The sequence below is a fragment of the Vibrio penaeicida genome, assembly GCF_019977755.1.
Lineage (GTDB): Bacteria > Pseudomonadota > Gammaproteobacteria > Enterobacterales > Vibrionaceae > Vibrio > Vibrio penaeicida.
Genome location: NZ_AP025146.1, coordinates 127,951 through 152,286 on the forward strand (window position 1 = coordinate 127,951; position 24,336 = coordinate 152,286).

At 41.7% G+C, this 24,336-nt stretch carries 25 protein-coding genes; 13 read left to right on the forward strand and 12 right to left on the reverse strand.

The annotated features are described in order from the left end of the window. The first annotated feature begins 25 nt into the window (after nucleotides 1-25). A complete protein-coding gene (locus LDO37_RS29415; RefSeq protein WP_126607450.1) occupies nucleotides 26-649 on the forward strand; it encodes a bifunctional 4-hydroxy-2-oxoglutarate aldolase/2-dehydro-3-deoxy-phosphogluconate aldolase in 624 nt (207 codons plus the stop codon). Nucleotides 650-977: 328 nt separating this feature from the next. On the opposite strand, the gene LDO37_RS29420 is transcribed toward LDO37_RS29415, so the two are convergent. Then, nucleotides 978-1,859, reverse strand: a complete 882-nt coding sequence (locus tag LDO37_RS29420; protein ID WP_126607449.1) for an NAD(P)-dependent oxidoreductase — start codon at nucleotides 1,857-1,859, stop codon at nucleotides 978-980. A gap of 304 nt (nucleotides 1,860-2,163) precedes the next feature. Here LDO37_RS29420 and LDO37_RS29425 point away from each other — a divergent pair, with 304 nt between their 5' ends. Next, a complete protein-coding gene (locus tag LDO37_RS29425; protein WP_126607448.1) occupies nucleotides 2,164-2,631 on the forward strand; it encodes a YhcH/YjgK/YiaL family protein in 468 nt (155 codons plus the stop codon). A 72-nt stretch (nucleotides 2,632-2,703) separates the two neighbouring features. On the opposite strand, the gene fbp is transcribed toward LDO37_RS29425, so the two are convergent. Beyond that, a complete protein-coding gene (gene fbp, locus LDO37_RS29430; protein ID WP_126607447.1) occupies nucleotides 2,704-3,714 on the reverse strand; it encodes a class 1 fructose-bisphosphatase in 1,011 nt (336 codons plus the stop codon). Nucleotides 3,715-3,880: 166 nt separating this feature from the next. After that, on the reverse strand, nucleotides 3,881-4,636 hold the full coding sequence (locus LDO37_RS29435) for an SDR family NAD(P)-dependent oxidoreductase (RefSeq protein ID WP_126607446.1): 756 nt from the start codon (nucleotides 4,634-4,636) through the stop codon (nucleotides 3,881-3,883). A 431-nt stretch (nucleotides 4,637-5,067) separates the two neighbouring features. Here LDO37_RS29435 and LDO37_RS29440 point away from each other — a divergent pair, with 431 nt between their 5' ends. Then, nucleotides 5,068-7,149, forward strand: a complete 2,082-nt coding sequence (locus LDO37_RS29440; RefSeq protein ID WP_126607445.1) for a DUF4962 domain-containing protein — start codon at nucleotides 5,068-5,070, stop codon at nucleotides 7,147-7,149. Nucleotides 7,150-7,231: 82 nt separating this feature from the next. Here LDO37_RS29440 and LDO37_RS29445 read toward each other — a convergent pair whose 3' ends face one another. From LDO37_RS29445 to LDO37_RS29455, 3 genes are all read right to left on the reverse strand, one after another. Then, nucleotides 7,232-7,474: a PAS factor family protein gene (locus tag LDO37_RS29445; RefSeq protein WP_126607444.1), complete on the reverse strand. Its 243-nt coding sequence runs from the start codon at nucleotides 7,472-7,474 to the stop codon at nucleotides 7,232-7,234. A gap of 674 nt (nucleotides 7,475-8,148) precedes the next feature. Further along, nucleotides 8,149-8,421 carry a hypothetical protein gene (locus LDO37_RS29450; RefSeq protein WP_126607443.1) on the reverse strand — a complete coding sequence of 91 codons (273 nt, stop codon included), beginning with the start codon at nucleotides 8,419-8,421 and terminating at the stop codon, nucleotides 8,149-8,151. A 52-nt stretch (nucleotides 8,422-8,473) separates the two neighbouring features. After that, nucleotides 8,474-9,595, reverse strand: a complete 1,122-nt coding sequence (locus tag LDO37_RS29455; protein WP_126607442.1) for a hypothetical protein — start codon at nucleotides 9,593-9,595, stop codon at nucleotides 8,474-8,476. A gap of 86 nt (nucleotides 9,596-9,681) precedes the next feature. Between LDO37_RS29455 and LDO37_RS29460 the strand changes: the two genes are divergently transcribed. The 4 genes from LDO37_RS29460 (at nucleotide 9,682) to LDO37_RS29475 (ending at nucleotide 11,550) form a co-directional block, all read left to right on the forward strand. Then, nucleotides 9,682-10,029, forward strand: a complete 348-nt coding sequence (locus LDO37_RS29460) for a hypothetical protein (RefSeq protein ID WP_126607441.1) — start codon at nucleotides 9,682-9,684, stop codon at nucleotides 10,027-10,029. A 191-nt stretch (nucleotides 10,030-10,220) separates the two neighbouring features. Beyond that, nucleotides 10,221-10,493: a hypothetical protein gene (locus LDO37_RS29465; protein ID WP_126607440.1), complete on the forward strand. Its 273-nt coding sequence runs from the start codon at nucleotides 10,221-10,223 to the stop codon at nucleotides 10,491-10,493. A gap of 2 nt (nucleotides 10,494-10,495) precedes the next feature. Next, nucleotides 10,496-10,723, forward strand: a complete 228-nt coding sequence (locus LDO37_RS29470) for a hypothetical protein (RefSeq protein WP_126607439.1) — start codon at nucleotides 10,496-10,498, stop codon at nucleotides 10,721-10,723. 89 nt (nucleotides 10,724-10,812) lie between these two features. Then, nucleotides 10,813-11,550: a 3'-5' exonuclease family protein gene (locus tag LDO37_RS29475; RefSeq protein ID WP_126607438.1), complete on the forward strand. Its 738-nt coding sequence runs from the start codon at nucleotides 10,813-10,815 to the stop codon at nucleotides 11,548-11,550. 56 nt (nucleotides 11,551-11,606) lie between these two features. On the opposite strand, the gene LDO37_RS29480 is transcribed toward LDO37_RS29475, so the two are convergent. Continuing rightward, entirely contained in the window at nucleotides 11,607-12,656 is a 1,050-nt protein-coding gene (locus LDO37_RS29480) for a hypothetical protein (protein WP_126607437.1), read from the reverse strand. 107 nt (nucleotides 12,657-12,763) lie between these two features. On the opposite strand from LDO37_RS29480, the gene LDO37_RS29485 reads away from it, so the two are divergent. Next, a complete protein-coding gene (locus LDO37_RS29485) occupies nucleotides 12,764-13,405 on the forward strand; it encodes a hypothetical protein (protein WP_126607436.1) in 642 nt (213 codons plus the stop codon). A 120-nt stretch (nucleotides 13,406-13,525) separates the two neighbouring features. Here LDO37_RS29485 and LDO37_RS29490 read toward each other — a convergent pair whose 3' ends face one another. Next, nucleotides 13,526-14,341 (reverse strand): hypothetical protein, encoded by an 816-nt coding sequence (locus LDO37_RS29490; RefSeq protein WP_126607435.1) that lies wholly within the window; start codon nucleotides 14,339-14,341, stop codon nucleotides 13,526-13,528. 160 nt (nucleotides 14,342-14,501) lie between these two features. Here LDO37_RS29490 and LDO37_RS29495 point away from each other — a divergent pair, with 160 nt between their 5' ends. From LDO37_RS29495 to LDO37_RS29505, 3 genes are read left to right on the forward strand one after another with little or no spacing between them, the layout of a single operon-like run. Beyond that, entirely contained in the window at nucleotides 14,502-15,449 is a 948-nt protein-coding gene (locus tag LDO37_RS29495; RefSeq protein ID WP_126607432.1) for an SPFH domain-containing protein, read from the forward strand. A gap of 8 nt (nucleotides 15,450-15,457) precedes the next feature. Continuing rightward, complete coding sequence (locus LDO37_RS29500; RefSeq protein WP_126607431.1) at nucleotides 15,458-16,042, forward strand: NfeD family protein; 585 nt, start codon at nucleotides 15,458-15,460, stop codon at nucleotides 16,040-16,042. A 2-nt stretch (nucleotides 16,043-16,044) separates the two neighbouring features. Beyond that, nucleotides 16,045-16,248 (forward strand): hypothetical protein, encoded by a 204-nt coding sequence (locus LDO37_RS29505; protein WP_022614977.1) that lies wholly within the window; start codon nucleotides 16,045-16,047, stop codon nucleotides 16,246-16,248. A gap of 81 nt (nucleotides 16,249-16,329) precedes the next feature. On the opposite strand, the gene LDO37_RS29510 is transcribed toward LDO37_RS29505, so the two are convergent. Continuing rightward, nucleotides 16,330-16,905, reverse strand: a complete 576-nt coding sequence (locus LDO37_RS29510) for a hypothetical protein (RefSeq protein WP_126607430.1) — start codon at nucleotides 16,903-16,905, stop codon at nucleotides 16,330-16,332. Nucleotides 16,906-17,164: 259 nt separating this feature from the next. On the opposite strand from LDO37_RS29510, the gene LDO37_RS29515 reads away from it, so the two are divergent. After that, entirely contained in the window at nucleotides 17,165-17,629 is a 465-nt protein-coding gene (locus LDO37_RS29515; RefSeq protein ID WP_126607428.1) for a hypothetical protein, read from the forward strand. 353 nt (nucleotides 17,630-17,982) lie between these two features. After that, complete coding sequence (gene ppl / locus LDO37_RS29520) at nucleotides 17,983-20,691, forward strand: anti-phage protein Ppl (protein WP_126607427.1); 2,709 nt, start codon at nucleotides 17,983-17,985, stop codon at nucleotides 20,689-20,691. 116 nt (nucleotides 20,692-20,807) lie between these two features. Here ppl and LDO37_RS29525 read toward each other — a convergent pair whose 3' ends face one another. From LDO37_RS29525 to LDO37_RS29535, 3 genes are read right to left on the reverse strand one after another with little or no spacing between them, the layout of a single operon-like run. Further along, nucleotides 20,808-22,073 carry a hypothetical protein gene (locus tag LDO37_RS29525; protein ID WP_126607425.1) on the reverse strand — a complete coding sequence of 422 codons (1,266 nt, stop codon included), beginning with the start codon at nucleotides 22,071-22,073 and terminating at the stop codon, nucleotides 20,808-20,810. Then, nucleotides 22,060-23,064: a hypothetical protein gene (locus tag LDO37_RS29530; protein ID WP_126607424.1), complete on the reverse strand. Its 1,005-nt coding sequence runs from the start codon at nucleotides 23,062-23,064 to the stop codon at nucleotides 22,060-22,062. Before LDO37_RS29530 ends, LDO37_RS29525 begins: the two co-directional genes overlap by 14 nt. Then, nucleotides 23,051-24,286, reverse strand: a complete 1,236-nt coding sequence (locus tag LDO37_RS29535; RefSeq protein WP_126607423.1) for a hypothetical protein — start codon at nucleotides 24,284-24,286, stop codon at nucleotides 23,051-23,053. Before LDO37_RS29535 ends, LDO37_RS29530 begins: the two co-directional genes overlap by 14 nt. Nucleotides 24,287-24,336: the final 50 nt, after the last annotated feature.

The following is a 24,336-nucleotide window of genomic DNA, read 5'->3' on the forward strand; positions in this document are numbered from 1 at the left end:
CTCTGTTAACGACGAGTAAATTTTTATGACGACCTTAAACGAACAATTAGCTAACTTAAAAGTCATTCCTGTTATTGCAATCAACAATGTAGAAGATGCGATTCCACTTGGTCGTACTCTAGTTGAGAATGGCATGCCTTGTGCGGAAATTACGTTCCGTACTGATTGCGCAGCTGACGCTATTCGAGCGATGCGTGAAGCATTCCCTGATATGCTGATTGGAGCGGGCACTATTCTTACAAACGAACAAGTCGATCAAGCGGTTGATGCAGGTGTGGACTTTATTGTTAGCCCTGGTTTTAACCCTCGTACCGTTCAGTACTGTCTTGACCAAAATGTCGCGATTGTTCCGGGTGTAAATAACCCAAGCCTTGTTGAACAGGCGATGGAAATGGGTCTTCGCACTTTGAAGTTCTTCCCTGCTGAGCCTTCAGGCGGTGTGAACATGCTTAAAGCTTTAACCGCGGTTTACCCGGTTAAGTTCATGCCTACTGGCGGCGTGAGTTTAAGTAACGTAGATGAATACCTATCAATTCCTTCTGTACTTGCGTGTGGTGGCACTTGGATGGTTCCGACAAAACTGATTGATGAAGGTAAATGGGATGAACTAGGTAAACTGGTTCGTGACGCGGTGGCTCACGTAGCATAAGCATCTCTCCTCCCGATAAAAACTAGCGAAAAGAAATGAAAACGAGCTTTATGGCTCGTTTTTTTTATCTGTATATGGGATTGCTTCGAGGAGTTTACCCGCTGATATCGGCTGGAGTTTATGGTTGCTTGTGTCAGTCAGGAGGTTTGATATGTGATTTCTATTCGAATGAAAAACTAAGAAAGAGAAATATTCACTCAACATGATATCAGTTCAATGGAGAAGGTTGAAAAGGGAAGGCTGCACTAACTGAAAGGAAAGAAAAGGCCTTGTTCTGAGAACAAGGCCTTTGGAATACTATTTAACGTTAAATTCAGTTAACGCTTAATTAAGCTTCAAGTTCAGCGAAGTAATCGAAGATAACCGGTACGTCGTTTTGACCAAGACCTTGATCAACAGCAGCTTGTAGGCTCTTAGATGTGCCTTCTGCGATAAGAGACGTTGTACCTAGCTCTTCACATAGGGCAAGGAAGTAACCAAGATCTTTGTTTGCGTTAGCAACAGAGAATCCTAGTTTTTCTTCGCCGTCTACAGCGTAAAACTTACAGAACTGCATGAACGGAGAGTTAGAAGGACCTGCTGACATGATGTCGAACAGTTGCTGACCGTCAACACCTGCACGTTTAGCAACAGCAAACGCCTGAGACATAGTCGCAACAGTTGTCATACCCATGAAGTTGTTCACAAGCTTAGTTACATGGCCTGAACCTAGTGCACCTAGGTGGAATACATTTTCACCTTGCTCGTCCAGTACTGGTTTAACTTTATTGAAAGTCTCTATGTCACCAGCTGCCATGATGTTTAGTAGACCATCTTTAGCATGAGCAGGAGTACGGCCAAGAGGCGCATCGATCATGCCAGCGCCTTTTGCTGCTAGATCAGCGCCGATCTTCTTCGTAGAAGCTGGGATTGATGTACCGAAGTCGATTAATGTTTTTCCTTCAGACATGCCTGCCAAGATACCAGTGTCACCGTACACTACTTTTTCAACAACTTCTGAAGTTGTTAGGCAAAGCATCACGATGTCACTTTTTTCAGCTAGCTCCTTACCAGAAGCCGCTTCAGAAGCGTTACCACGAGCCAAAACTGCAGCAACGGCATCTTTGTTAAGATCCATTACGTTAACTTCGTAACCACGGTTTTGTAGGTTTTCAACCATATTACCGCCCATCAAGCCTAGGCCAATGAAACCAATGACAGGTTTAGTCATCTTGAACTCCAAATATCTTATTGTATGATTATATGTGTTAATTGATGATAATCACTACTACAATTTTTGCAATCAGAAATTATAAGCAATAGGGCTTAGGGCACAGTTTTTTCTTAAACTGAGAGATATGTTAATAGTGTGTTGTTTCAAATCATGGCTTTATATGTAGAGTTGAATCAATTTCATCCAAGTAAATGCTCAAAAAAGATAGCAGGTAAACTTACTTTGTTTGTGGGTAATGTCTCTTTATGTCGATTTCATTATTAATACAATAGTTCTTTATTTAATCAATGAATGGTCATTTATGTATATTGGAAATTTAACTCAACTGGACTTCACCCTATCTCTTTCTCCAAAGCTAAGAGAAATTATTCTTGATGTGAAAGAGAGAATTCGATTTCCTCTGCCAACCGGTAAGTATTCAATTTCCGGCGATGATGTGTTTTTTATGGTTGTGGATGATAAGACTCAGCTATTAGAGTCTCGTCGTTCGGAAATTCATCGTAACTATCTAGATGTTCAAATTTTGCTAGAAGGCGAAGAGGTGTTTGGTTACAGCACACTGCAATTTGAGATCATAGAAGAAGACCTACTTGATGATAAAGATGTCGCGTTCAGCGAGAAGGTTATCAATGAACAATTTGTCAAAGTGACATCAAATGAGTTTGTGATTTTTTACCCGGGTCAGCCGCACCGACCGTTAGTCGCAGTTGATTCAAAGCCTGCAACCGTTAAAAAAGTGATTGTTAAGATCCACAAAGATTTTCTGTAGGTTTACTTCGTCAGAGTTTAATAAAAGCCCTCACGTTGAGGGCTTTTAAAATCCGTAGTTAACACATAAATCTTAATCTGGATGGTTGGCCAGAAACTCTTCCAGTTTTTTAACCATCTCTGTTGAGCCAACAAAGAAGGGCACGCGCTGATGAAGCTCCGTCGGCTTAAGATCCATGATTCGATTAGCGCCGTCTGAAGCCAGTCCTCCGGCTTGCTCCATCAAGAAAGCTATCGGGTTACATTCATAAAGAAGGCGTAGTTTTCCTTTTGGGTGGGTAAGTGTTCCCGGGTAGAGATAGATACCGCCTTTCAGTAGGTTGCGGTGAAAGTCGGATACCAGTGAACCGAGGTATCTAGATGTATAAGGGCGCCCTTCTTGGGGAGCGATATCCTGGCAGTATTTAATGTATTTTTTTACACCGAGGGGGAAGCGGGTGTAATAGCCTTCATTCACCGAATAACAATGACCATCTTTTGGGGTCTTGATGTTTTCATGGGAAAGATAGAACGTGCCTAATGAAGGATCATAGGTGAAACCGTTAACGCCATTTCCTGTTGTGTAAACTAGCATCGTTGACGAACCATAAATCACATATCCGGCAGCCACCTGTTTGTTACCCGGCTGCAGAAAGTCATCCTGAGTAGGAAGTGAGCCTGTCGGTGATATTCGACGGTAGATAGAAAAAACAGTCCCGACTGAAACATTCACGTCTATATTGGATGAGCCATCAAGAGGGTCAATGAGAACGACATATTTGGCATTTGTATTCAGCTGTTTACTAAAAATGACCACATCGTCTTCTTCTTCACTGGCAACGCCGCATACCTGTCCTCGCACTTCCAATGCGGCTTTGAACTTCTCGTTTGCATAAACATCAAGTTTTTGTTGGGTTTCGCCCTGAATATTCTCGCTACCAATCGCGCCGGTAATATCACCTAAACCTGCTTTGTTAATCTCACGGTTTACGATTTTCGCCGCGAGACTGATTGATGAGAGCAGTGATGACAACTCTCCATTTGCAGCAGGAAAATCTGCTTGTTTTTCAACGATGAATTCTCCTAAAGGACGCAATGCGGACATGGTGTTTCCTTAATCATGTAATAAAGAGGAGCTTATAAGTTGTGCTGTTGTACTGGTTATTGGGAAGACTGTTTCCGAGTACAAGTGACGGCATGAATGTTGTGGGCTATAAATTAAAGCCGCAGCTAAGTTGCTGCGGCTTTGAAGATTTCGAGCCTTGGTTAGGTTAGATACCTAGGGCCTGACCACCACCAATTTGCAGTGTTTCTGCAGTAATGAATGAAGCATCTTTACTTACCAGGAAAGAGATAGCAGAAGCCACTTCTTCTGGTTGACCCAAACGACCAAGCATGATGCTGTCTGCCCAAGATGCGAATACTTCAGGCTTAGTTGCTTTGATTTGAGCATGGAATGGTGTATCGATAGTTCCCGGAGATACTGCATTAACACGAATGCCTGCAGGAGCCAACTCTTTAGCTAAAGCACGGGTTAACGTATGAACAGCTGCTTTTGAAGTGCCGTAAATACCCGCTCCTGGGCCACCTGCATTCCAAGCAGCGTTTGAAGTGAAGTTTATGATTGACGCGTTATCAGAATTTTTCAGGAACGGAATTGCTGCACGTGATACGAAGAAAGCACTATCAAGATTTAGCGCCATAACTTTACGGAAAAATTCTGTTTCCATACCTTCAATTGGGCTGCGGCCGCCAAGACCACCTGCGTTATTAACGATAACGTCTATTTTGCCGTATTTTTCACCGATAGCATTGATGTTTTCATTGACTGCATGTTCATCAGTCACGTCAAAACCATAGTATTCAGCTTTAATCCCATCATCATAAAGTTGAGCGACACACTCGGCACCTTTTGCATCTTCGATACCATTAAGAATGACGATGTACCCATCTTGACCAAGGCGTTTCGCCACTTGGAAACCGATGCCGCCTGTACCACCGGAGATAAATGCAATTTTAGTAGACATAATGGTGTTCTCTCATGTTTGTTGAATTTGTGAGGAATCTTCTCACTGATACTTAGAGTATTATTGTAATACAAATTAATTTGATAAATAGAAGAACGTCAGTAATGAGATATAAGTCACGTACTTTCTTGGCGTACTGGCAAATACCAGTGGTAATGCCATAGATGCTCTCTCCGAACTTGTTAGTGTGTATCGAATCAGATCACAGACACAATGGGCTGATGACTACTATGACGCTATAAGTACAGTCTAGGTCAAATTGAAGTAGGTATTGAATGAACGGAATACCGGATGGGAGAGTTGTCTGGCTTTAAGATTCAGGTCACGGAAATGACAAAAAAAGGCCATTTGAGAGTTTAATGGTTTATTTGTACTACAATAAGATCTATATTCTGAGCTATTCCTCTACTATTTACACAAAGAGAGTTCAAATGAGCAACCAAAAGTCTCTTGACGCTATTAGAAAGATAAAGCTGGAGAATGATACATCAGCTGGAAACCTTGTTGACTTATTGCCTATCGAAGTACAAAAACGCGACTTCGATCTGTCATTTCTAGATACCTTGAGTGAAGCTCGTCCACGCCTGCTAGTCCAAGCTGAGCAGCTTGAAGAATTCAAAGCGAAAGTACAGGCTGATGAGTCTTACTGTATGTTCGACGATTTCTACAATAACTCGACGGTTAAGTTTCTTGAAACTGAACCTTATGAAGAGCCGAAGCCTTACCCGGAAGAGACAGTTGGAAAAGCTTCTCTATGGCGTCCTTACTGGCGTCAAATGTATGTTGATTGCCAGATAGCGCTTAACGCGACACGTAACTTGGCTATTGCCGGAATCGTTAAAGAAGATGAAGCGCTGATTGCTAAAGCCAAAGCATGGACTCTGAAGCTGTCGACTTATGATCCTGAAGGCGTCACGTCTCGTGGTTACAATGACGAAGCTGCGTTTCGTGTTATTGCGGCTATGGCATGGGGTTACGATTGGTTACATGCTTACTTTACCGATGAAGAGCGGCAGCAAGTTCAAAATGCATTAGTGACCCGCCTGGACGAAATCATGCACCACCTGAAAGTGACGGTTGACCTACTTAGCAACCCGCTGAACAGTCACGGTGTTCGTTCTATTTCTTCAGCTATCATCCCAACATGTATCGCGCTTTATCATGATCACCCGAAAGCGGGTGAGTACATCGCATACGCGTTAGAATATTATGCAGTGCACTACCCACCATGGGGCGGAGAAGATGGCGGCTGGGCAGAAGGTCCTGATTACTGGAATACGCAAACGGCTTTCCTAGGTGAAGCTTTCGACCTATTAAAAGCGTACTGTGGCGTAGACATGTTCAATAAAACGTTCTACGAAAACACCGGCGATTTCCCACTATACTGTATGCCCGTTCACTCTAAGCGTGCGAGTTTCTGTGACCAGTCATCCATCGGTGATTTCCCTGGTCTGAAGCTGGCTTACAATATCAAGCATTACGCAGGTGTTAACCAGAAGCCAGAGTACGTTTGGTATTACAATCAACTAAAAGGTCGTGATACAGAAGCTCACACTAAATTCTACAACTATGGCTGGTGGGATTTTGGCTACGACGATCTTCGTTTCAACATTCTTTGGGATGCGCCTGAGGAGCAAGCGCCGTCAAATGACCCGTTGTTGAAAGTATTCCCGATTACAGGTTGGGCTGCATTCCACAATAAGATGACTGAACGTGATAACCACATCCATATGGTGTTCAAGTGCTCTCCGTTTGGTTCTATCAGTCATTCACATGGTGACCAGAACGCATTTACGCTACATGCCTTCGGTGAAACTTTAGCGGCGATCACCGGCTATTACGGCGGCTTCGGCGTAGATATGCACACGAAATGGCGTCGCCAAACGTTCTCTAAAAACTTGCCTCTATTTGGTGGTAAAGGCCAATATGGAGAGAACAAAAATACAGGCTACGAAAACCACCAAGATCGTTTCTGTATTGAAGCGGGCGGTAATATCACAGACTACGATACTGAATCTGATGTGAAGATGGTAGAAGGTGATGCAACGGCTTCTTATAAGTACTTTGTTCCTGAGATCGAATCTTACAAGCGTAAGATCTGGTTTGTTCAAGGCAAAGTTTTTGTAATGCAAGACAAGGCGACGCTTTCTGAAGAGAAAGACATGACGTGGTTGATGCATACCACGTTTGCTAATGAAGTGGCGGATAAGTCATTCACTGTCCGGGGTGAAGTCGCGCACCTAGACGTGAACTTTATTAACGAATCCGCTGGTAACATCGCTTCTGTTAAGAACGTTGAAGGCTTCGGTGAAGTTGATCCGTATGAATACAAAGAGTTAGAAATCCACCGTCATGTTGAAGTGGAATTCAAGCCATCCAAAGAGCACAACATCTTAACTCTTCTGGTTCCTAATAAGAACGAGGGTGAGCAAGTTGAAGTTTCTTATAAGCTGGAAGGTAACGTCTTACTTCTGACAGTAGATGGTGAAGCCGTAGAAATTGATTTGTCTTAATCGACTGTTTCTTAGAAATAAATAACCCAGCTTCGGCTGGGTTTTTCTATTTATGCTGTTTTGAATACAGTAAATTGTGTATTTAAAGAGAAGACTGCGGGGTGTTCAGAACTTCTAAAGCTAAGTCTACAGTCTGTTTGAGATTATCACTTCCTAATCGACCTGCACTTACAGGACCAAGTATGTGGTTGTACAGAGCAAGTTGCTTTTCAAAAGGGAGACTTAGTTGTTCATATAGCGTTTGACGAATTTGTGCATGTTGTTCAGGATCGTTTTCGATAAGGTGCTGTAATGTTGAATAAATTATCGCACGAGTGTGTTCCATGGTCGCCTTTAGTGTAGTTAGTTGGGGGTATGCTCATTATACTCAACGAATAGTATCTTAATGCGATATAAGTCATACAATACTACATTGATTGTTTTGTGCTCTTTCTTAGGCCGTGTGCTTAATATTTTTTCTATTTTAGATCGATAATGAGAAAGTTTGAGGATTTGTTATACCTAAAATAATCCATGATTTATTAATTTAGAAAATCACTAACAAACATTCTGTCTAAAAGCGTGTTACAGAGTCGGTTTGATAGATGTGATTTTAACTGATGGTAATTTTGAAGCACGAAGACATGTAAAACTGAAAGAATGTTTCTTACACTCAAACTGCTAAGGCACCTCTGATTCTTAGTAAGTGACACTTTATGGTAACCAAAAATGTCACTATATGGTTCTTACAATCATGTAAGACTCTGATTTTTAGATAGTAGGGATGTCAGTTTATAGTCCTAGCCACACCTGCCGAATAGGCAGATATATACAAAGCCCGATCTTATTGGATTGGGCTTTGTTGCGTCTTTAGGCCATCGAACAATTTACAATGTTCAAATCACGTACTTCCAAATTTATGCCAATACTCGCCACTGATTTAGACATGATTCAATTACCAATATCTTGTGCTCAATGGGATAGGGGCAAAGAAAGCCTCTTACGGTTACCACAATAAGTTTATAGGTCAAAATACAAGCTTGCTAGCAGCCAGACACCAAGGAAGTACCCAAAGTCATACCAGCCACCAGCATTGTAAATCGCGTAAATCGCAACCTCTTCCCAAAGCATACTGCCGAGCATTGAAAACGGAAGTATAAACCCATGCCATAGACCGGTCCAAAAGCCCACTTTTTCCATCTCAACAGCAGCTTCGAGACTTACATGGTCAGCACATCCTGATATAACCATTACAAAAATAGAGACTAGAATAACGCGCATTCTACATTTCATACTAATTCACCAAATCGACAATAAATGATTGTTTGTGCTTATAAATATTCCATCACTGGTGGGGATTTGACTGGTAATCATCTATTGATACGACTTGAATGGAAGTGAGCCTAATTAGCCGTTCTCGTTTTGCCACCTTGCCAATGTAGACGTTCATGAATGCCTGGTTAATCATCTTCTCGCTTGGTGTTACCTTGCAGGTAGATGTGAAGGGCAATAATGCGTCATTCAAAGCTTCAATATGCTTCTGAACTAATGAGAATCGTGCATTACGATACAAGATCCGCGTTTCTTCTATGCACGTTGATAACTCCTCACTTACCAATTCAATCTTTCGTAAGGCTTCAGTCAGCTTTTTTGAACACAATTCCAATCCGCTTGGCTCATTGGGTTTAAACTCAAGCAAGCTTGAAGCAATGGCTTCTTGTGTATCAGTAAATAGTGTTGAGATTTTATCCGAGATTTCGCGAAATTTTAGGCATTTAAACTCCGCGTTAAATTGAACAATGAAGTCGTTACATGCTCCGAATTCAGATAACACTTTCTCTATATCATCATGTGCGCCTTTCGTAGAAAAAACCGACGAAATACTCGTCCCGCGCTGCGGTGCCATCATATCCAGCGATTGAGCCACACCAGTGAGACTAGATGATGGCTGCGCATCCACAATGCTGCGTAGAGCGTTCCCTAGCAAGTGTTTCAATCTGATTAGTCCATAGAGCGATTGCATCAGATTAGCCGACTCATCTTGCTCAGTAGATGTATTCTGGTCATTGAAAGCCGGTATCAAGCAATGCTCAACGGCAGACTCCACAATGTCATGCAACTCGAGCTTTTTCTGGGTTATTTGTTGCCCATATTTATTGATAATGCCTCTTTGAATTTGCTTTGCAGTGTTTCTTTTTCTTGAATACTCTAAATATATGAATGGCTTGATAAAGAATGGCTTTGATTGAAATTCCCATTTAATAGCTAGAAGCTCTGAATTAAGGTCATCTACACACCCCTCATATGCTTGGAGCTCATCTCGTAGAATTATTTGTTTTTTGTTGTACTCCGACGCGAGGTGCTTTAAGAATTTTCTGCCATTTCTGTCCATGCCGTCTTGTTGAGAACAGCCGAAATCAACTCTCTGATTTGATGAGTTGTTTACGTCCGAGTTTAAGTTATTCATCTGATCACCTTCGTTAACATTTACCCCCATAAGCGAAAAGCTTTTCGCTTATGGGTGGGTAATCAAGAACTAAGGAGAGAGATTTAATGGCTACTTTGCAGATTTTTTGGCTAATAGTGTTCACATTATCTACCATCGGATTTTCATGGCTTTATGCTTTCAATGAGAACGACGATCATTTGATTGCAGCTTGCATAAGTATGATTCTGACATTTGTGATTGGTTGGGATAATGGGGTAAGTGCGGTTTTTTATTATTGGTGCGCAGTCTTACCCGATCATGACACTATCTACAATCAAATCACGGCTTTAGTCTTAACGCTCATTCTTGCTATTACCGCTGTAATTCTCACTCTATTCAGCCCATTTTTCTTCATGGATTCAGATGGAAAAATTGCGCGAAGTAATTTCCTTAAACTTTTCAGCAAGAAGTAGCTGCCTATAATTCGAAATGTACTGTTGACACTGCGTTTCGATGGCACTAATTTATTAAATAACCCACCGAATTAGCCTACTGGCCATAAACGAGCAAACAAGCGCATGCTTGGTTTTTTTGCGCCAGTAGCAATCCTGAATGAAATTCTTAACCCGCCAATCTTGGCCATTATTCATCAGGAGAAAACCCTATGCCTAACCCAATACCATCACTCAATGATAAGAGAGTGATATCCCACTACCTTCAAAACTTACCTTTACACGGATACGTTCTTAACCAATCGCTTGAGTTAGAAACCTGCCCACAAATTGAGAAGGCTTCTTTCATCTCAACATCTCGCCTTTCCTTTGAGACGCTGACAAAATCGCCATATTGCACTGACGATTCGTTTTCAAACTGTATGGACAAGTTCTCATTAGCAGAGCTCGGAATTAACAGTCTTACTATGGAATTGGAGGAGTAGTTATGTTTAACCGACTTGATCAGGTTGCAAAGCAAGGCTTCTTGTACGCAATTGGTGAAAAGCACGACTGCCTAATTGAAACTGAAATGGAGCTGTTAGCATTTAACGCTGGAATAACCGATGCAAATAAGCGCCATGGTTTGTCTGTTGACAGAATGACTGGTATTCCAAAGATATACGTAAGTGGCGAAATGACTAATCGAAACTCAGTAAAGATTTGTTCTTTGTAAGCTGAATACTGACACAACTCAATAAAGTCCCGCGAGGATTAAGCGTCCTCAAGGATGGTTAACCTCGCTTATTCAAAGTGAGAAACACAATGAGTACATCTAACACAACCCAAAAATACAACGAAGATCAGTTATGGACTGACGTAGAGACTGGTGGACTTGCCGATATGACAACCTTACCAACAGGCGAGCGAGTTTATGGTGCACTTCATCACCCACTACTGGAAGTCGGTATTTTACTGCCGCGACAATTCGATAACGGAATTATCTCGTTGAATAACAGTGTATGCCCTAGCTTTAATTTGGGTATTAAAGTGACAGAGGAAATGCTGACACGCTTTGATCCCTGGGCTCTAAAACAGCACACAAAGTCAGGACTGCTAGAGAGACTCAAAACTGGTGAGGGTTTTGATTATTTTGCAGAAGATAACCTTGACGCCGAAGCCGCTATTCTCGATTTCTTGCATTCAAATAATGTGAAGGAATTTAATCGAGAAGAGGGGACCGGAGCCATCGCGTTGGGCAATAACATCTCGTTTGACATGCAATTCTTCGATGCACAGCTCCCTCGAGTTCGCGCATATATGCATTATAGAAAAGCCGATGTTAGCTCAATCAATGTTATGGCACGAACTCGCCTTTGGAAACACGTTCAATTAAACGGTGTTGATAAGGCGCTGAACCACACTGCGCTCGAAGATATTCGAGAGTCAGTTTTGGAGATGAACGCTTATACCTCTCAAATTAATAATTTGCTTTGGTATAAACAACAGGCCAATGAGTTAGGTATTGTCTCTGATATGGACAAATGCCTATCTGACGCCTAAGTAAAGAGAACCCCTAAAGCCCAATTTAACGGACTTTAAAGGGGTTCCCTTTCAATTTATTTCGATTTTATTTGGTAGGTAGGCTCTTGCTTGTAATCCGAAGCAAGGTGTTTTTCTCTCATTTTCGTTGCGTAAGCATACGTTGAGACATAGAAGATGGTTAAGTCATCTTCTGATACTTTGGCTTTGGCCTCTTTAATATCTTTCAAGAACGTATTTTTAGTCGTAGATAACACATCAAAGAGGGTTATCTTTTTCGCGCGTTGAAGCGCCTTTTTAACGTCACCATCTACGAACTTGAGTGTCGTGGCAGGGGTGTTCTTTAAGTCTTGAATAAACAACAAGATGTTTGGGTCGACGTATTTACGTAGCTTCAAAAATTGCTGGTGGATAAGATCATTCATTGGCTTACCCGGGTATTCTTTAGACAGCTCCTCACAAGCTGGGAGCAGGCCCGTTCCTGTTTCAGTTATTTGAACATCAACAGAGATGCCATTACTGCCATAAATTTTAAAATGAAAGGGCAGGTTATCGATGAGTCGAGTACCGTCAAAGGTCAACGAATCATAACGCAGACTTTCCCAATACAGCTTTAACTCATATTTAAGCTTACTTTTGCCTTTCCCTTTCAATGCACCAATTACCACTCCTGAGCTGAGTTGAGATTGCTCTTTTAGTGTCCTGTTGGACTCAACGAGCTCACGGTTTTTTTGAGAAAGTTGATTGATGATAATCGTAGAGTCCTGGATCTCTTTTTTATGGGCAGAAATCGTTTTGTTCCATGATTCATCAATGGCTTCTACAGATGAGAATCGACTCTTGAACGTGTCGAGTTCTTCTCTCAATCGTTTTGCTGAATCCCGTGATTTTTCTAGATCACGAATGGCTTTATCTAATTCATCCGACTTTTGTTTAAGCACATTCAGCTCAAGCTTAGAAATTTGGTGAGCTTGTTCTTCATCAACAAAATTTAACGCCAGTTGCTCAACCTCACTATACATCGATAAGAAAGAATTAAAGGAGTGTTTGGCTGCAGCTAAATTGCCCTCTTCAATCAATGATAGAGTAGCAACCAAGTGGCTAGAAATTTTATGAAAATCAATCATTTTTACAAAACAGTCAGCTGAAATTTACCCTGATTTTACTCCATTTAATAACCGATTTCTTGGTTTTTTAACCCGCCGATTATGGCTATTATTCATGGAGAAAACCAATGAACACACCACTAACACAATACAGCGTATCCGGTAATTCTGGTCGAATTATTGATAACCACTGTAACCAATTCAATAGGGAGTTCGACCAACCTAGAAAGAAGCAATCTAAACAGATTAAGCCAAAGCCTCTGGCTGCGAATAATCTAGGTATGATCAACAAAGCCATTAGCAATCTTGATGCGATTGGCATCCCTATCAAAAATATGTATTTTTTGCGAGGCGCAGCGTACTACCAGCTCTTATCAGAAGTGATTAACTGGGCAGCCAAGGTTTTCGAACCTGGTATGTATCGCTACAAGCCATATGCGATAGCACATGCAATCAAGATGGGAGCACAAGCTAGCTGGGGAAAAGACGCAAACGGAAATGAAGTTCTGTACGTTAATTCAACCGAAGCTGGCGTATCAACGTTTCATGACCCTAGCGGTGTATTGAAACAGTTCTTATCTGAGCTTGAAGATAAAAACTTCAAAATTGGTAATGAGTGGCCTCACCCTTGGAGCGGCGTTCCAAGACAGAGTCTTTCATTTATCATGCTCACTTACCCGAACGTGCTCAAAGCTGTTTCTAACTTAACCCAACCGGGCCGAGTTGCGACAGAAGAGGAAATTGAAAAACTCATCCCTTTCCTTGATTAAAAAGAAACCTTCGTTTTTAGAACAAATCTCTCACCGGATTTGCGTCTAAATTCGAAGGTTTTTTCGTTTCTAGCTACCTGTATGTTTCGAACGACAGATAGTTAACCGCTTAACAGCGTTTTAGTGAGTCACTTTTAAGTAAGGGAAAGTGTAGTTCAAGTCAGTCCCACGCTCAGAAGGAGTGTTGGCGTCATCTGCAAGCCAGTTAGACGTTAGCATTTGCCAGTCATTCGCATCAGCGATGAGGTAGTATCGTTGAACCCCAGAAGTGTAGGCAAAATCTAACGTCTCAAAGAGCGTAATGGTCATATCAAACACCTCGTGACCATTATTGGCTGTAGCTGTATTACTAATACGATACCCACCTGAAACTTCGCGTTTGATGAACGTATCCTGATTACAACCGCCTAAGTTCTTTGGGTAGGACTTAATCGTTGCACGCAAAACCAGAAAATCTTGAACATCGAAATTCACGTTGTCAGGCATTTGGTAATCGGAAAATTGAATTTCAATGTCAACATCGTAATCGGCATCGAAGCTCTTACAGCCAGTAGTCCATACGCCACCCTGAAGATCACTTAAGAGTTCAATTCTTTCTTGTCTGGTCATCGGAACGGGTTTAACACGGTCATCAGTAAAGCCACTTTCTTGCTCATCGGCATAGGTGTCAGTTGAGTAGAAAGCTGGGTCATCAAAGTCTTGAACATTTAAGTCCGTATTTGGCGGCATCTCAAACTCGACTGGTGGTGTTGGCGTAACCTTAGGTGTGTCAGGCTCAATATTACCATCATTTTCGGTTACTGCGTCTGACCCTTCGTCTACACCGGTATCTTGCGTATCAGTGCTGACACTCGTATTGCCTGTTGAACCGGAGTCACCACCACCACAGCCAAATAATACGCTCATTAAGATGAGCAACCCTGCGTACTTCGTCATATCGAATTTCCTTATTAATGTTTATCTAGCGGCGGTTATAGGTCACCGCTGAGGTTTCTTTACTAACAAGCGAATTATTCAATGACTTTCTAAGCCGACAATTTTTTCCAAAAGCTTTTCGCTTATAGAGGCGAACCAACCACATTTAAGGAAAAGCAAAATGAATCACTATGAAACATTGGTTATTGGAATACTGGTATTTGTTGTTTCAGCCGTAATATTGAAACAGTGCATCGTTATCGTTCCAGAGGGCTCACGTTTTGTTGTCGAGAAACTGGGTAAGTTCTCCCGCGTTATCCAACCGGGCTTAACATTACTGATCCCATTCTTGGAACGAGTTGCGTATCGCCCAACCGTCAAGGCGCAGGTCGTCGAATTGGCCGAGGTAGAGTGTTTCTCGAAAGATAATTCGTTGCTGCAAATCAGCAGCCAATACGTGTTTAAATTCATTGAAGTCGAAAAAGCGATATACAAAGCAGAAAACGTAGAGCTGTTGCTTGAGAACTACTGCAAAACTCACCTTCGTGACGTAAGCGGTACGATGAAGCTAGATGAACTCCTATCATCACGTTCAGAAATTAAAGTCAAAATTGAAACTGAGCTTTCAGCTATTGCAGAGAAATATGGCTGTGAATTGGAATCGTATGAAATTCTAAATATCACTCCAACTGAAGCCACCATCAGTAGTATGGAAAAGCTTGTCGAAGCTGATCGTCTTGCTCGTACCATTCGCATTAAAGCCGAGGCAGAAAAAGATGCAGAAATCAAACAGGCTCAAGGGCAAAAAGAAGCAGAAGTCTTAGCTGCAGAAGCTGAAAAACAATCCGATATATTGCGCTCAGAGGGTGAACTAGAAGCCGCCAAAAATGACGCAAAAGCCATCCGTGAACGTGGCCAGGCTGAAGCTGACGCCAACAAAATGATCAGTGAATCGGTTAAAGAGTCGGGAGCAGAAGGGTTACATTTGAAGATTGCCAATGACTACACAACGGCACTTCAAACCATCGGCGCGGCAGACTCAAGTAAGACAATCATGATGCCGGTCGATAGTTCAAATCTGGTTGGCTCAATCGCCGGTATTGCCGAGCTACTCAATACAAAGTCATAAGGTGATGTATGGATATTTTTGACCTATTTCTCGGTGAACCAACCATTTGGTTTGCTTTCGGCGCTCTCTTATTGACGATTGACCTAATGCTAATTGGAGCACCTGTTTTTTTGTTTATGGCTCTTTCAGCATTCGCAATGGTACTGGTATCAATGGTGTTCCCAAATATCAGCTTTGCAGTCTCAGCGGTATTGTTCAGTGTCTTTTGCTTTTTGTCTTATGTTTTGGTCCAAGACTTTGTTCGCAAACGCAAGCCTATAAAAAACGTCTGCTATTCAAACGAAAATATGCTGAATAGCCAATTTACTTTACTCGATGACTTAGAAGCTGGCGTTAAAAAACGCATAAAGATAAACCACATACATTACACAGTAGTGTCTAATGTCGACCAAGAACGTGGACGAAAGCTCATGGTTTACAAGGTCGATAATGGCATACTCCACGTAAGCTCTAATATTCCAAGTCATGAATTTCCTCGTGAAAACGAGAGGCGTGAAGAAAAACGTCAGGAACCAGTACCGTCACCTCACTATGACGACTCTCCCTCAACGGCGAATACATCAGTAGATACTTCTTGTGGGGGCGGTGAGTAGTCATGGATCGACTTGTTCCCAGTGTTATAGGTAGTCGTCGAGAAGTCTTTGAGCACTTAACAGAGCTAGGCATGATTGATGACGTGATTAAACTTAGCAAAGCTCTGGGAACTCAGTATCGAGGCATTAGTGTAGAGGAACAAAGACCAGACGGTTCGACTAAGCGAACCTCTTATGAAGTCGTCCATACTGAGCGTAAGAGGTAACAATCAATACACCTGTCAGTCGCATAAACTCTAGGTTAATGGGCCTGACAGGTAGCGAAATTGAAGAACGAAGGAAATCTTCTAAATTCCGTACTTTCGAATCCCGTCACTGACAAACTTTCTGTGATCCGCAATGAAGCTTTTAGACTCTTTTATATACTCAAGAAAAAACGCACTTTTCGAGCTTTTGGACAATAGAACTTCATCGTATTTTTTATGGTGTACAAATTGTCCTGGGGAAGATGTGATATCCAAAATGAACTCATGGCCATTTATATGGTGAACGTTAAGCCATACATGAAAAACGTCCTTCAAATAGTAGTAGGCTAGTCTTCCCTTTTCTTGACATGATAAATCAGGGTCATCGATTTTCTCTCTGATGTCTTTGGCTAGAGTGCCGCCCTCTACTCCTATTACAATGAATGCGTGCTTAATCCAAGCGTAATTATCAGTTACGTATTTTCTTAAAATCAAATGAATTGGTAGGCAGTTTAAGTTGAATGCAGACTGTACATTTGGATGACAGCTCTTATAAAAACAAGGCTCGTTAGTCCCTAGTTTAGAAATCGCAGTCCAATTTTGTATCTCTGCCAACAAATGTTTGTTAATCTCATTTATATCATTGTTTATTTGGATAAAACTGCTACTTCTTGCCATAAGTTGTCCTTTTAAGTCTGAGTGAACGCATAATACTACACCCCTTGCATAGAGAGATATTACAGAGTAATTCACACTTCCCGACGAGCTACAACTATCCAAGCTAATTATTGAACTCAATTGAGATAACCAGAATAGATCTTCCAGAAGATTTGGTTTATCCATCTAGTGAGATCATCTTAACTCGGTAGCATCTGGTAGCAATGTTGTTTAACCTTGCTATTGATAGTTCTGAATCACCTTTTACAAGGAGTGAATAGTGAATAACAAAGATCCAATTGATTTCCTTTTTAGTGATACATCAAGGGAAATTCTCTTTAAGCTTGTAGACAAAAAACATCCTAAAGAATTAGCTTCCGGTACGGATGATGTGTTTGAGCCTACGATTTCGGCAGTGTTCGTCCTGTTTGATGAACTTATGAATAAAAGCACTCCTGATTTATATCACTCTGAGTGGTTGTTGATTACGGAAGCACTAACTAACAAATACACCCCATATAGGCTCATGAACTCACTGAATGGTATGAAGCGAGAGCTAGTAATGTCGTTGGAAGATTTGGGGGGTAAAGAGTTGTTTAATATCGATAGCTTTGAGTTATCGAAAAAAATTGCAGGCTTCAGTGATATTGAAATCTGCGCCGTCTATTATCAAATCCATCAGAATCTAATTGCAAATAAGTACAGGCGAGACTTTTCTCTTCCGAGCATTAACTCTGATTTCTAGCAAGTATCTCTAGACGCATTCTAGTGACATACTGCATGTATAAACGCATGGGCGACGTACAATCTTCAAACTCTAACATACGGTGAAAGTTGGGCGATTGTACGGGCTTTCACATTTCGGCTCTATTCAAAGCACATCTAGCGCTATTCTCTTAGCAGTTTAAGGTCTTTACATGCTGTTACTTTCTGATGTTGGCGAAAGCTTTAAGTTTCAATCTAGCCATAGCAGCGGCAAGCATGTTCAAAACTTAGTCAATCGTCAAATAAATCAATGAATTAGATAGATTGAGTAATAACTCGGGGTTATGCTTCTTTTTTCAGTTTATCTTATTGCGTATTCTATCGAGGTATTTGATGAAACCAGTTGGCAGTAGTTGGTTCAAAGTCGATTTTCATTGTCATTCGCCAGGCTCGGATGATTACCCAAAGCCCCTGAGCTCTATCGATGCTACAAACGGTTGTACACCACGAGAGTGGTTACTGGCTCAGATGAGTAATGAGATCGATTGCGTTGTCTTGAGTGACCATAATACTGGTATCTGGATAGATAAAGTCATGGAAGAACTCACCGAACTAAGAAAGTCTCACCATGAAAGCGACGTCATTGGCTTCCGGGAAATTACAATCATCCCTGCAGTAGAATTAACCGCGTGGGGAAATTGTCATGTACTCGGGCTATTTGACGAAAATACGAAATCAGAACATATCAGTCACGTAGTAGGAGCCTGCGGCCTCGACAGCACTAATGACAAAGGAAATCATCAAACCATTCTTCGCTCCGGGGTACCTCAAGTTATCAGTGAGATTAAACGCGCTGGTGGTATTGCCATTCTTGCTCACATTGATAAACCGAAAGGGATCTTCAGTAACACTAACCAAGATGAAGTGAGAGCTGCCTTCAAAGCACAGCCTGACGCTGTAGAGCTTATCGGCAATGAAAGTGACCTTAATGGCTTCAAGAAAGGACTGGTTGATGATTTAGCTATGGTGAAAGGAACAGACTCTCACTGTAGAGAAGATATGGGGCGCAGCTACACTTGGGTAAAAATGGTCTCGCCTTCATTTTCCGGCATCAAAGTAGCACTGACTGACCCAGAACATTGCATTATCAGAGATGCTGAGCCACCGCGCAGCCCAGCGAATAAGCTGACAAAGTTAACTCTAAAAACCCGTATGTGTCTCGATAATGATGACGCTCCGATCTCCGTTGAGCTTAGCCCATGGTATACCGCGATAGTAGGTAGTCGAGGTTCCGGTAAATCAACAATTATTGAAGCCATTCGTTTAGCTTCTCGCCGTGATACTCGAATTAACGAGCCAAAGCTTCCAATTGAGATTGAACAACGGCTAATCGACTTCCGAAATGTCAAGGAGGGAGCGGTTACTGAAGATTCAAGTATCGTTCTTGATTACAGCAAAGATGGTCACCCATACAAGTTACATTGGAGTCCTTGTTCAACAAAGCTAGAAAGATTTGACCCAGAAACAGGTAATTGGTTGGATGACGAGACCTTTGATATTAATCGCTTTCCAGTCTCAATTTACTCTCAGAAAATGCTTTTCGACATCGCAACGAAACCTAACGCATTTCTGAAAGTGATTGATGACAGTGAAACAGTTAACGTCTCTAACTGGAAAAAAGAACAGGACCGTTTATTACTTGAGTACAAATCTCTTTCTTTAAAAGTCAGGGAACTCGATAAGCAGCTAGATGAAATACCACGTATACGCGGCGCGTTGACTGATGTTGATAATAAACTTCTTAAACTGAAAAGCTGTGGCTTGTCTGAGGCTCAGGAGCAACAAAGTAAATTCCAAGGCTTGTTGAGCAAAGCCGACAATCCAATTAAGACAATGCAAAACAATCTGTCCGATATCAGTGAAGTAGTGTCGAACAGAGAAAGGGTTGTCTTATCAGAAGAAGCCGGTGAGTTATTGGAATGGCAGAAAGCTGTATGTAAGGTTCAAGATGATTTGTTTGATGGTATAGGTGAGCATCTTGCTCAAGCTAAAAAATCAATCGAAGCACTCAAAAAACAACCGTTTTACTCCGAACTTGAGGAAAAGGTCGCCGCCCTAACTCATGAGATGTCAAAAGTTCTTGAAGAGCTAAATGATGCCGAGATCAGTCCAGACGAATTATCTGAACTTCTAAGCAAAAAAGAAGAATTAAACACAGAACTTCTACAAGAAGAATCATTGAAAGATCAGCGTCTGGAAGTTGATAATAAACGCCAAGCGATTTTCAAAAAGCTAACAGATCATAGGTTAGAGTTATCCAACAAAAGAACGGACTTCATTAAAGCGTTAGGGTTAACCGATCTTGACATAAAGATTCTTCCATTGGCTTGTGATTCAGAAGAGCTTATATCAGGGTACCAACGCGCATCCGGGATAGATAAATTCAATATGCATATTTTGGATATTGAACGCGACAGCACGCTTCTTTTTGAACTCAATAACATTGACCGATTCAATCCAAATAACACATCTAAGCGGCTTGAAGTGTTGAAGCAGGTTAAGCAATACCATCGTGATGTAAAAGACGACAAACCGAATTCATCATATTGCGTGCATGGCTCACTAACCAAGAAGATTGAGCAGTTGTCGGAAGAACAACTCGATATCTTAGAGTGTTGGTTCCCAGAGGATGGCATTGAGATTCGCTTTCAGGATGAAATAGGGAATAAGCGCCCACTTGATAAAGCTTCGCCAGGGCAGAAATCTGCATCGATGTTGAACTTCTTACTGTCCTATGGCACAGACCCACTTATCCTGGATCAACCGGAAGATGATCTTGATTGTGCCATGCTCGCCTCAACCGTTATACCAGGAATTTCACAGAACAAACGCAGAAGGCAGTTAGTTATCGTGACCCACTCAGCTCCACTGGTCGTAAATGGTGATGCTGAACAGATAGTCGGAATGAAGCAGGTTAAAATGCGCCTTGTTCCCAATATTGCCGGTGGGATTCAGGACCAAGCAGTTAAAGATTTTGTTTGTGACCAAATGGAAGGTGGAAAAACAGCATTCAGAAGCCGATTCAAACGTATCATTGGTTAAATAAGTTTATGACTTAAAAGCATTGTTCTAATCAAAACTCGCATAATAGAGTGAATTTACGTCCAGCGGTGACTTTGAGTAACCGTTGGACGATTAATCCATCCACATTACTATGGTTATTCTCTAACCAGCTTAAGACCTTTATTCGCTTTCATGTCCACTTTATCGCCTAGTACATGCTGTATCACTTCACTAGGCCAGCTCAGTAAATTCACCGTAGATTTAACTTCGCCATTTTGGATAAACGTTCCTTTCGATTCAGTAAAGCCAATGGAATTTAGAACAAACATCAGTGAATCATAGTCAATTGCAGAACTCTCTCGCTCATTGATGTTCTTTAGAGCAATGTTCGCAACGATCGGGTGCACACTAAACCAATACTCGCCTACCTTGTGAAACATCGCACCTTTGGTATTCAGTGGATTTTTATGGCTCTCATACTGCAGCTTAATCTGCTCGATGAACAACTCAAAAACCGGCACTTCATTGCTTGAACCTGCACCATCTGGCTCTCCATGCGACTCTCTAGGGTGCAATGCTAGTTCTTCTGCACTATCAGGGGTCAATGCCTCTAATATCTCTTCAGGAGCCTCTGAGAGCTCCTCTCTTTGCCTCTTACTTTGAGAAACTGTAGGTATCGACTTCTGCAATGAAGCGGCGACGTCATCAGGATTAACGGCGGCCCCAAATTTTAGATGATTTTGGTATGATTCAAAATCTTCAGGTGATCGCTCAAACAAATGGGCAATTGCTTTTTCCCAAAAGAAAGGAACGGGGTAGGGAGCACTAAATAGAGTGGCGCGTATAGCTCGGCGCATCGATGCGCTGATAGGGTTATCTAAATTCGAATAAGGGCTAAATGCGTCTAAGATAGCTTTGTAAATGGCCGGGTCTGTTCTTTCATCAATGAATAGTTTGTGAAATAAACCCAATCCAACCATTGCACCACAAATTGAACGGTTTGAATTAGCAATGTAGACGCCACGTTTACTGAACGAGCGAATACTTTCAGATGCAGGGTTCCACGATCGGTAGGGCTCACTTCTTAGACTATGATTGGCAATCAGAAAACCTATCGGAAACACATGAATGAATTGCCATAACGCTAGATTCCATTCTACATTTTGGTTTCTCGTATCGCTCTCTGACCAAAATTTTGAGGAGCTGAACTCAAAACTTGAGAAGGCTTTTCCTCCAACCCAGTTAACCAATTGGCGATGGTTTAAAACTGTCTTGTTATCGAAGACGTTCTGCTCAGCCAAATCATTGATGTGATCAAGCGCCTCAATCTGACAAGGAATGAACTCTCTAGCCCAGACCGCCTCTTGCACTGGCCATAATTGCTTTGGTACCGACTTGAATGGATCATTAGATTTGGCCATGATTATCTCCTTCTGAGATGACTAGGCTGTTCCTTAAAGCCTGCATCGTGCTTGAAAACATTTGGTAGCAATTAGCCCCAGACTCCAATAGGCATTCAAAGTCCACAAGATGAACTTCTTCGTCAGGTAAATCTTCAATGATTCGCAACGTCTGACGCCAAATACTTTCGCCATGCTCGGGTTCATGTAGTGCCACTTGAGAAACGGTAAAAATTCGACTTATTGCAAATGGGTCAGCTGAAAAAAACTTTTGTCTGGCTAGAGAAGAGAAGTCATTGCTGAACGGAACTCGTAAGCACTCTTCCTCAGATTGCTGTACTTGATACCATTGATCTACTATCAGCTTTCGATTGAGCTGAGAATGACGGCCTATGTCCATGGAATTGACTTCAAGGCTCGCTTTAACTATCAGCCCAAGCAATGCACCATAAGAGTCTGACAACAAAGACATCGATGTATTACGCTCATAGTTTCGATTTAAGGCAAACAAACCAAGCTCAAAGATGTCCATCCATAAAAGTGAGCTGCTTGATACGTAGTTAGGTTTCCTGCTAGAGAAGATGGATTGAAAACTAGGGCTGATAATGTTGATAGGTTTGATGTTCAACTTCTTATCAAACTCTGTCCCAACTCCAAGCCGCTTTTTTAAATCCAACATGGTGCCTGTAAGATACTTATCGGGGATAAGATCAAGGTTATTGGGCTGACCGCGCAGGTCGATTTCTTCATGAATTTTATGAAATTGGTTTTGAACTATACGGTTTACTGGCCTTGTGCTTCCGTTCGCTCTTACGATGTTATGGTGATAGGCACGAGGTTCAATCATGGCCAACTCATCAAACCAAATCGAAGCTTCTTTTAAATGACTATTCATGAACAGGTATTCGATTCCGTTCCTAGTGTCATTCGCGGCACCGCGGTCGGCTTCAACTTCGAGTCGAATGCATTGGTCCCAGTGACCTCCTAAGTAGCTCATCTTATTTAGAGACATACGCGCCTCCAAATTTATCGTCTTCAATGACTCGATCAAACCTATCAACCAATGAAGACTTGGATAATTTAATCGTTTGGAACTTACCAAGCTTTCCAAGTGGCTTAAAGGTGATGGTGTTAAACACATCCGAATCTAGTTGAAATTGGTCATCTTTAACCAGACCTACTGAAACATCATCAACAAAGATCTCGACACTATCGAACCAAGGCCAACTTATCCATTGCACTGTTAGCTTGTCCTTGTTGAACACTGGCTGCTGAACACGAAAGGCTTGCGTATCAACGAAAACAAGGTCATTTGAACCGCGGAAAAACTGGTCAATGAGCTTTCGTCGCTTTTCCGAAGTCAAAAAATAGTTATGCCAATTATCAACCCACATTTTACCTGACGTACTCAGAATGAAGCCTAACTTCTCCATTTCTGGGTAGTAATATCGAATCTGGTTTTCTAAAAATCGAATATCAAGGTAATGATTCTCTGAGACATAAGTCATCATTGACTTAGCCACACCCGCAGTTTTTGAAATCTGAGATCGTTCACGCTCTTCAAAAGGGATATTCATTGGCATTTCGATCATGGTGGTCTGGAAAACAGAAAGCACCATGGCAAACATATCGAGCGTAATTCTTTGCTCGATGCCGTTGAGTCGTTTCCACTGATTTATCGTGCTAGGAGCTAGCAGGTCGCTGAACTCTTCCACAGCGTTATTATGGGCGAGTAGGGCAACCGAAGTAGTGCTTTCGTTACAGACAACAGACTTAGAGAAAAATGGTCTTGGGATATCGAGGTAGCAAATGAACTCGCCTGGCTGCCCAATAAGAAATTGAAGGCCACCTTTACTTAAACGAAACACTAAAGTTAGGTTCGGTTGATCAAATTGCTCTTCAAAAGTGAAGTCTATCTTCTTGTTTTTCTGGAGGGCTCCTCTATCAATACGCTTTACTTCATTGGTGTGGTTATTAAGAAGATACACTTCATACTCTTGAGTTTCATAGTTGGTATCAAACGTCACAGAGGCGTTGTAGATAATGTTAGCAGGCTGCGCCGCATCCATAACACCAACAAGGTTGAAGACATCATTAACACCTTCTTTTACCGCTCTCTCAGTTGGTACTTCTTGGTTCAACTCTCCCTCAGTCACCGCTGATTTATCAACATCAGAAAAACAACCACTCAATGCCAGGCTGACAAACAAAGCGTAGGTCAATTTTTTAATCATGCTTATCGCTCCTTTAATAGATACCTATATAGGCGAAAAGCATTTTTGAA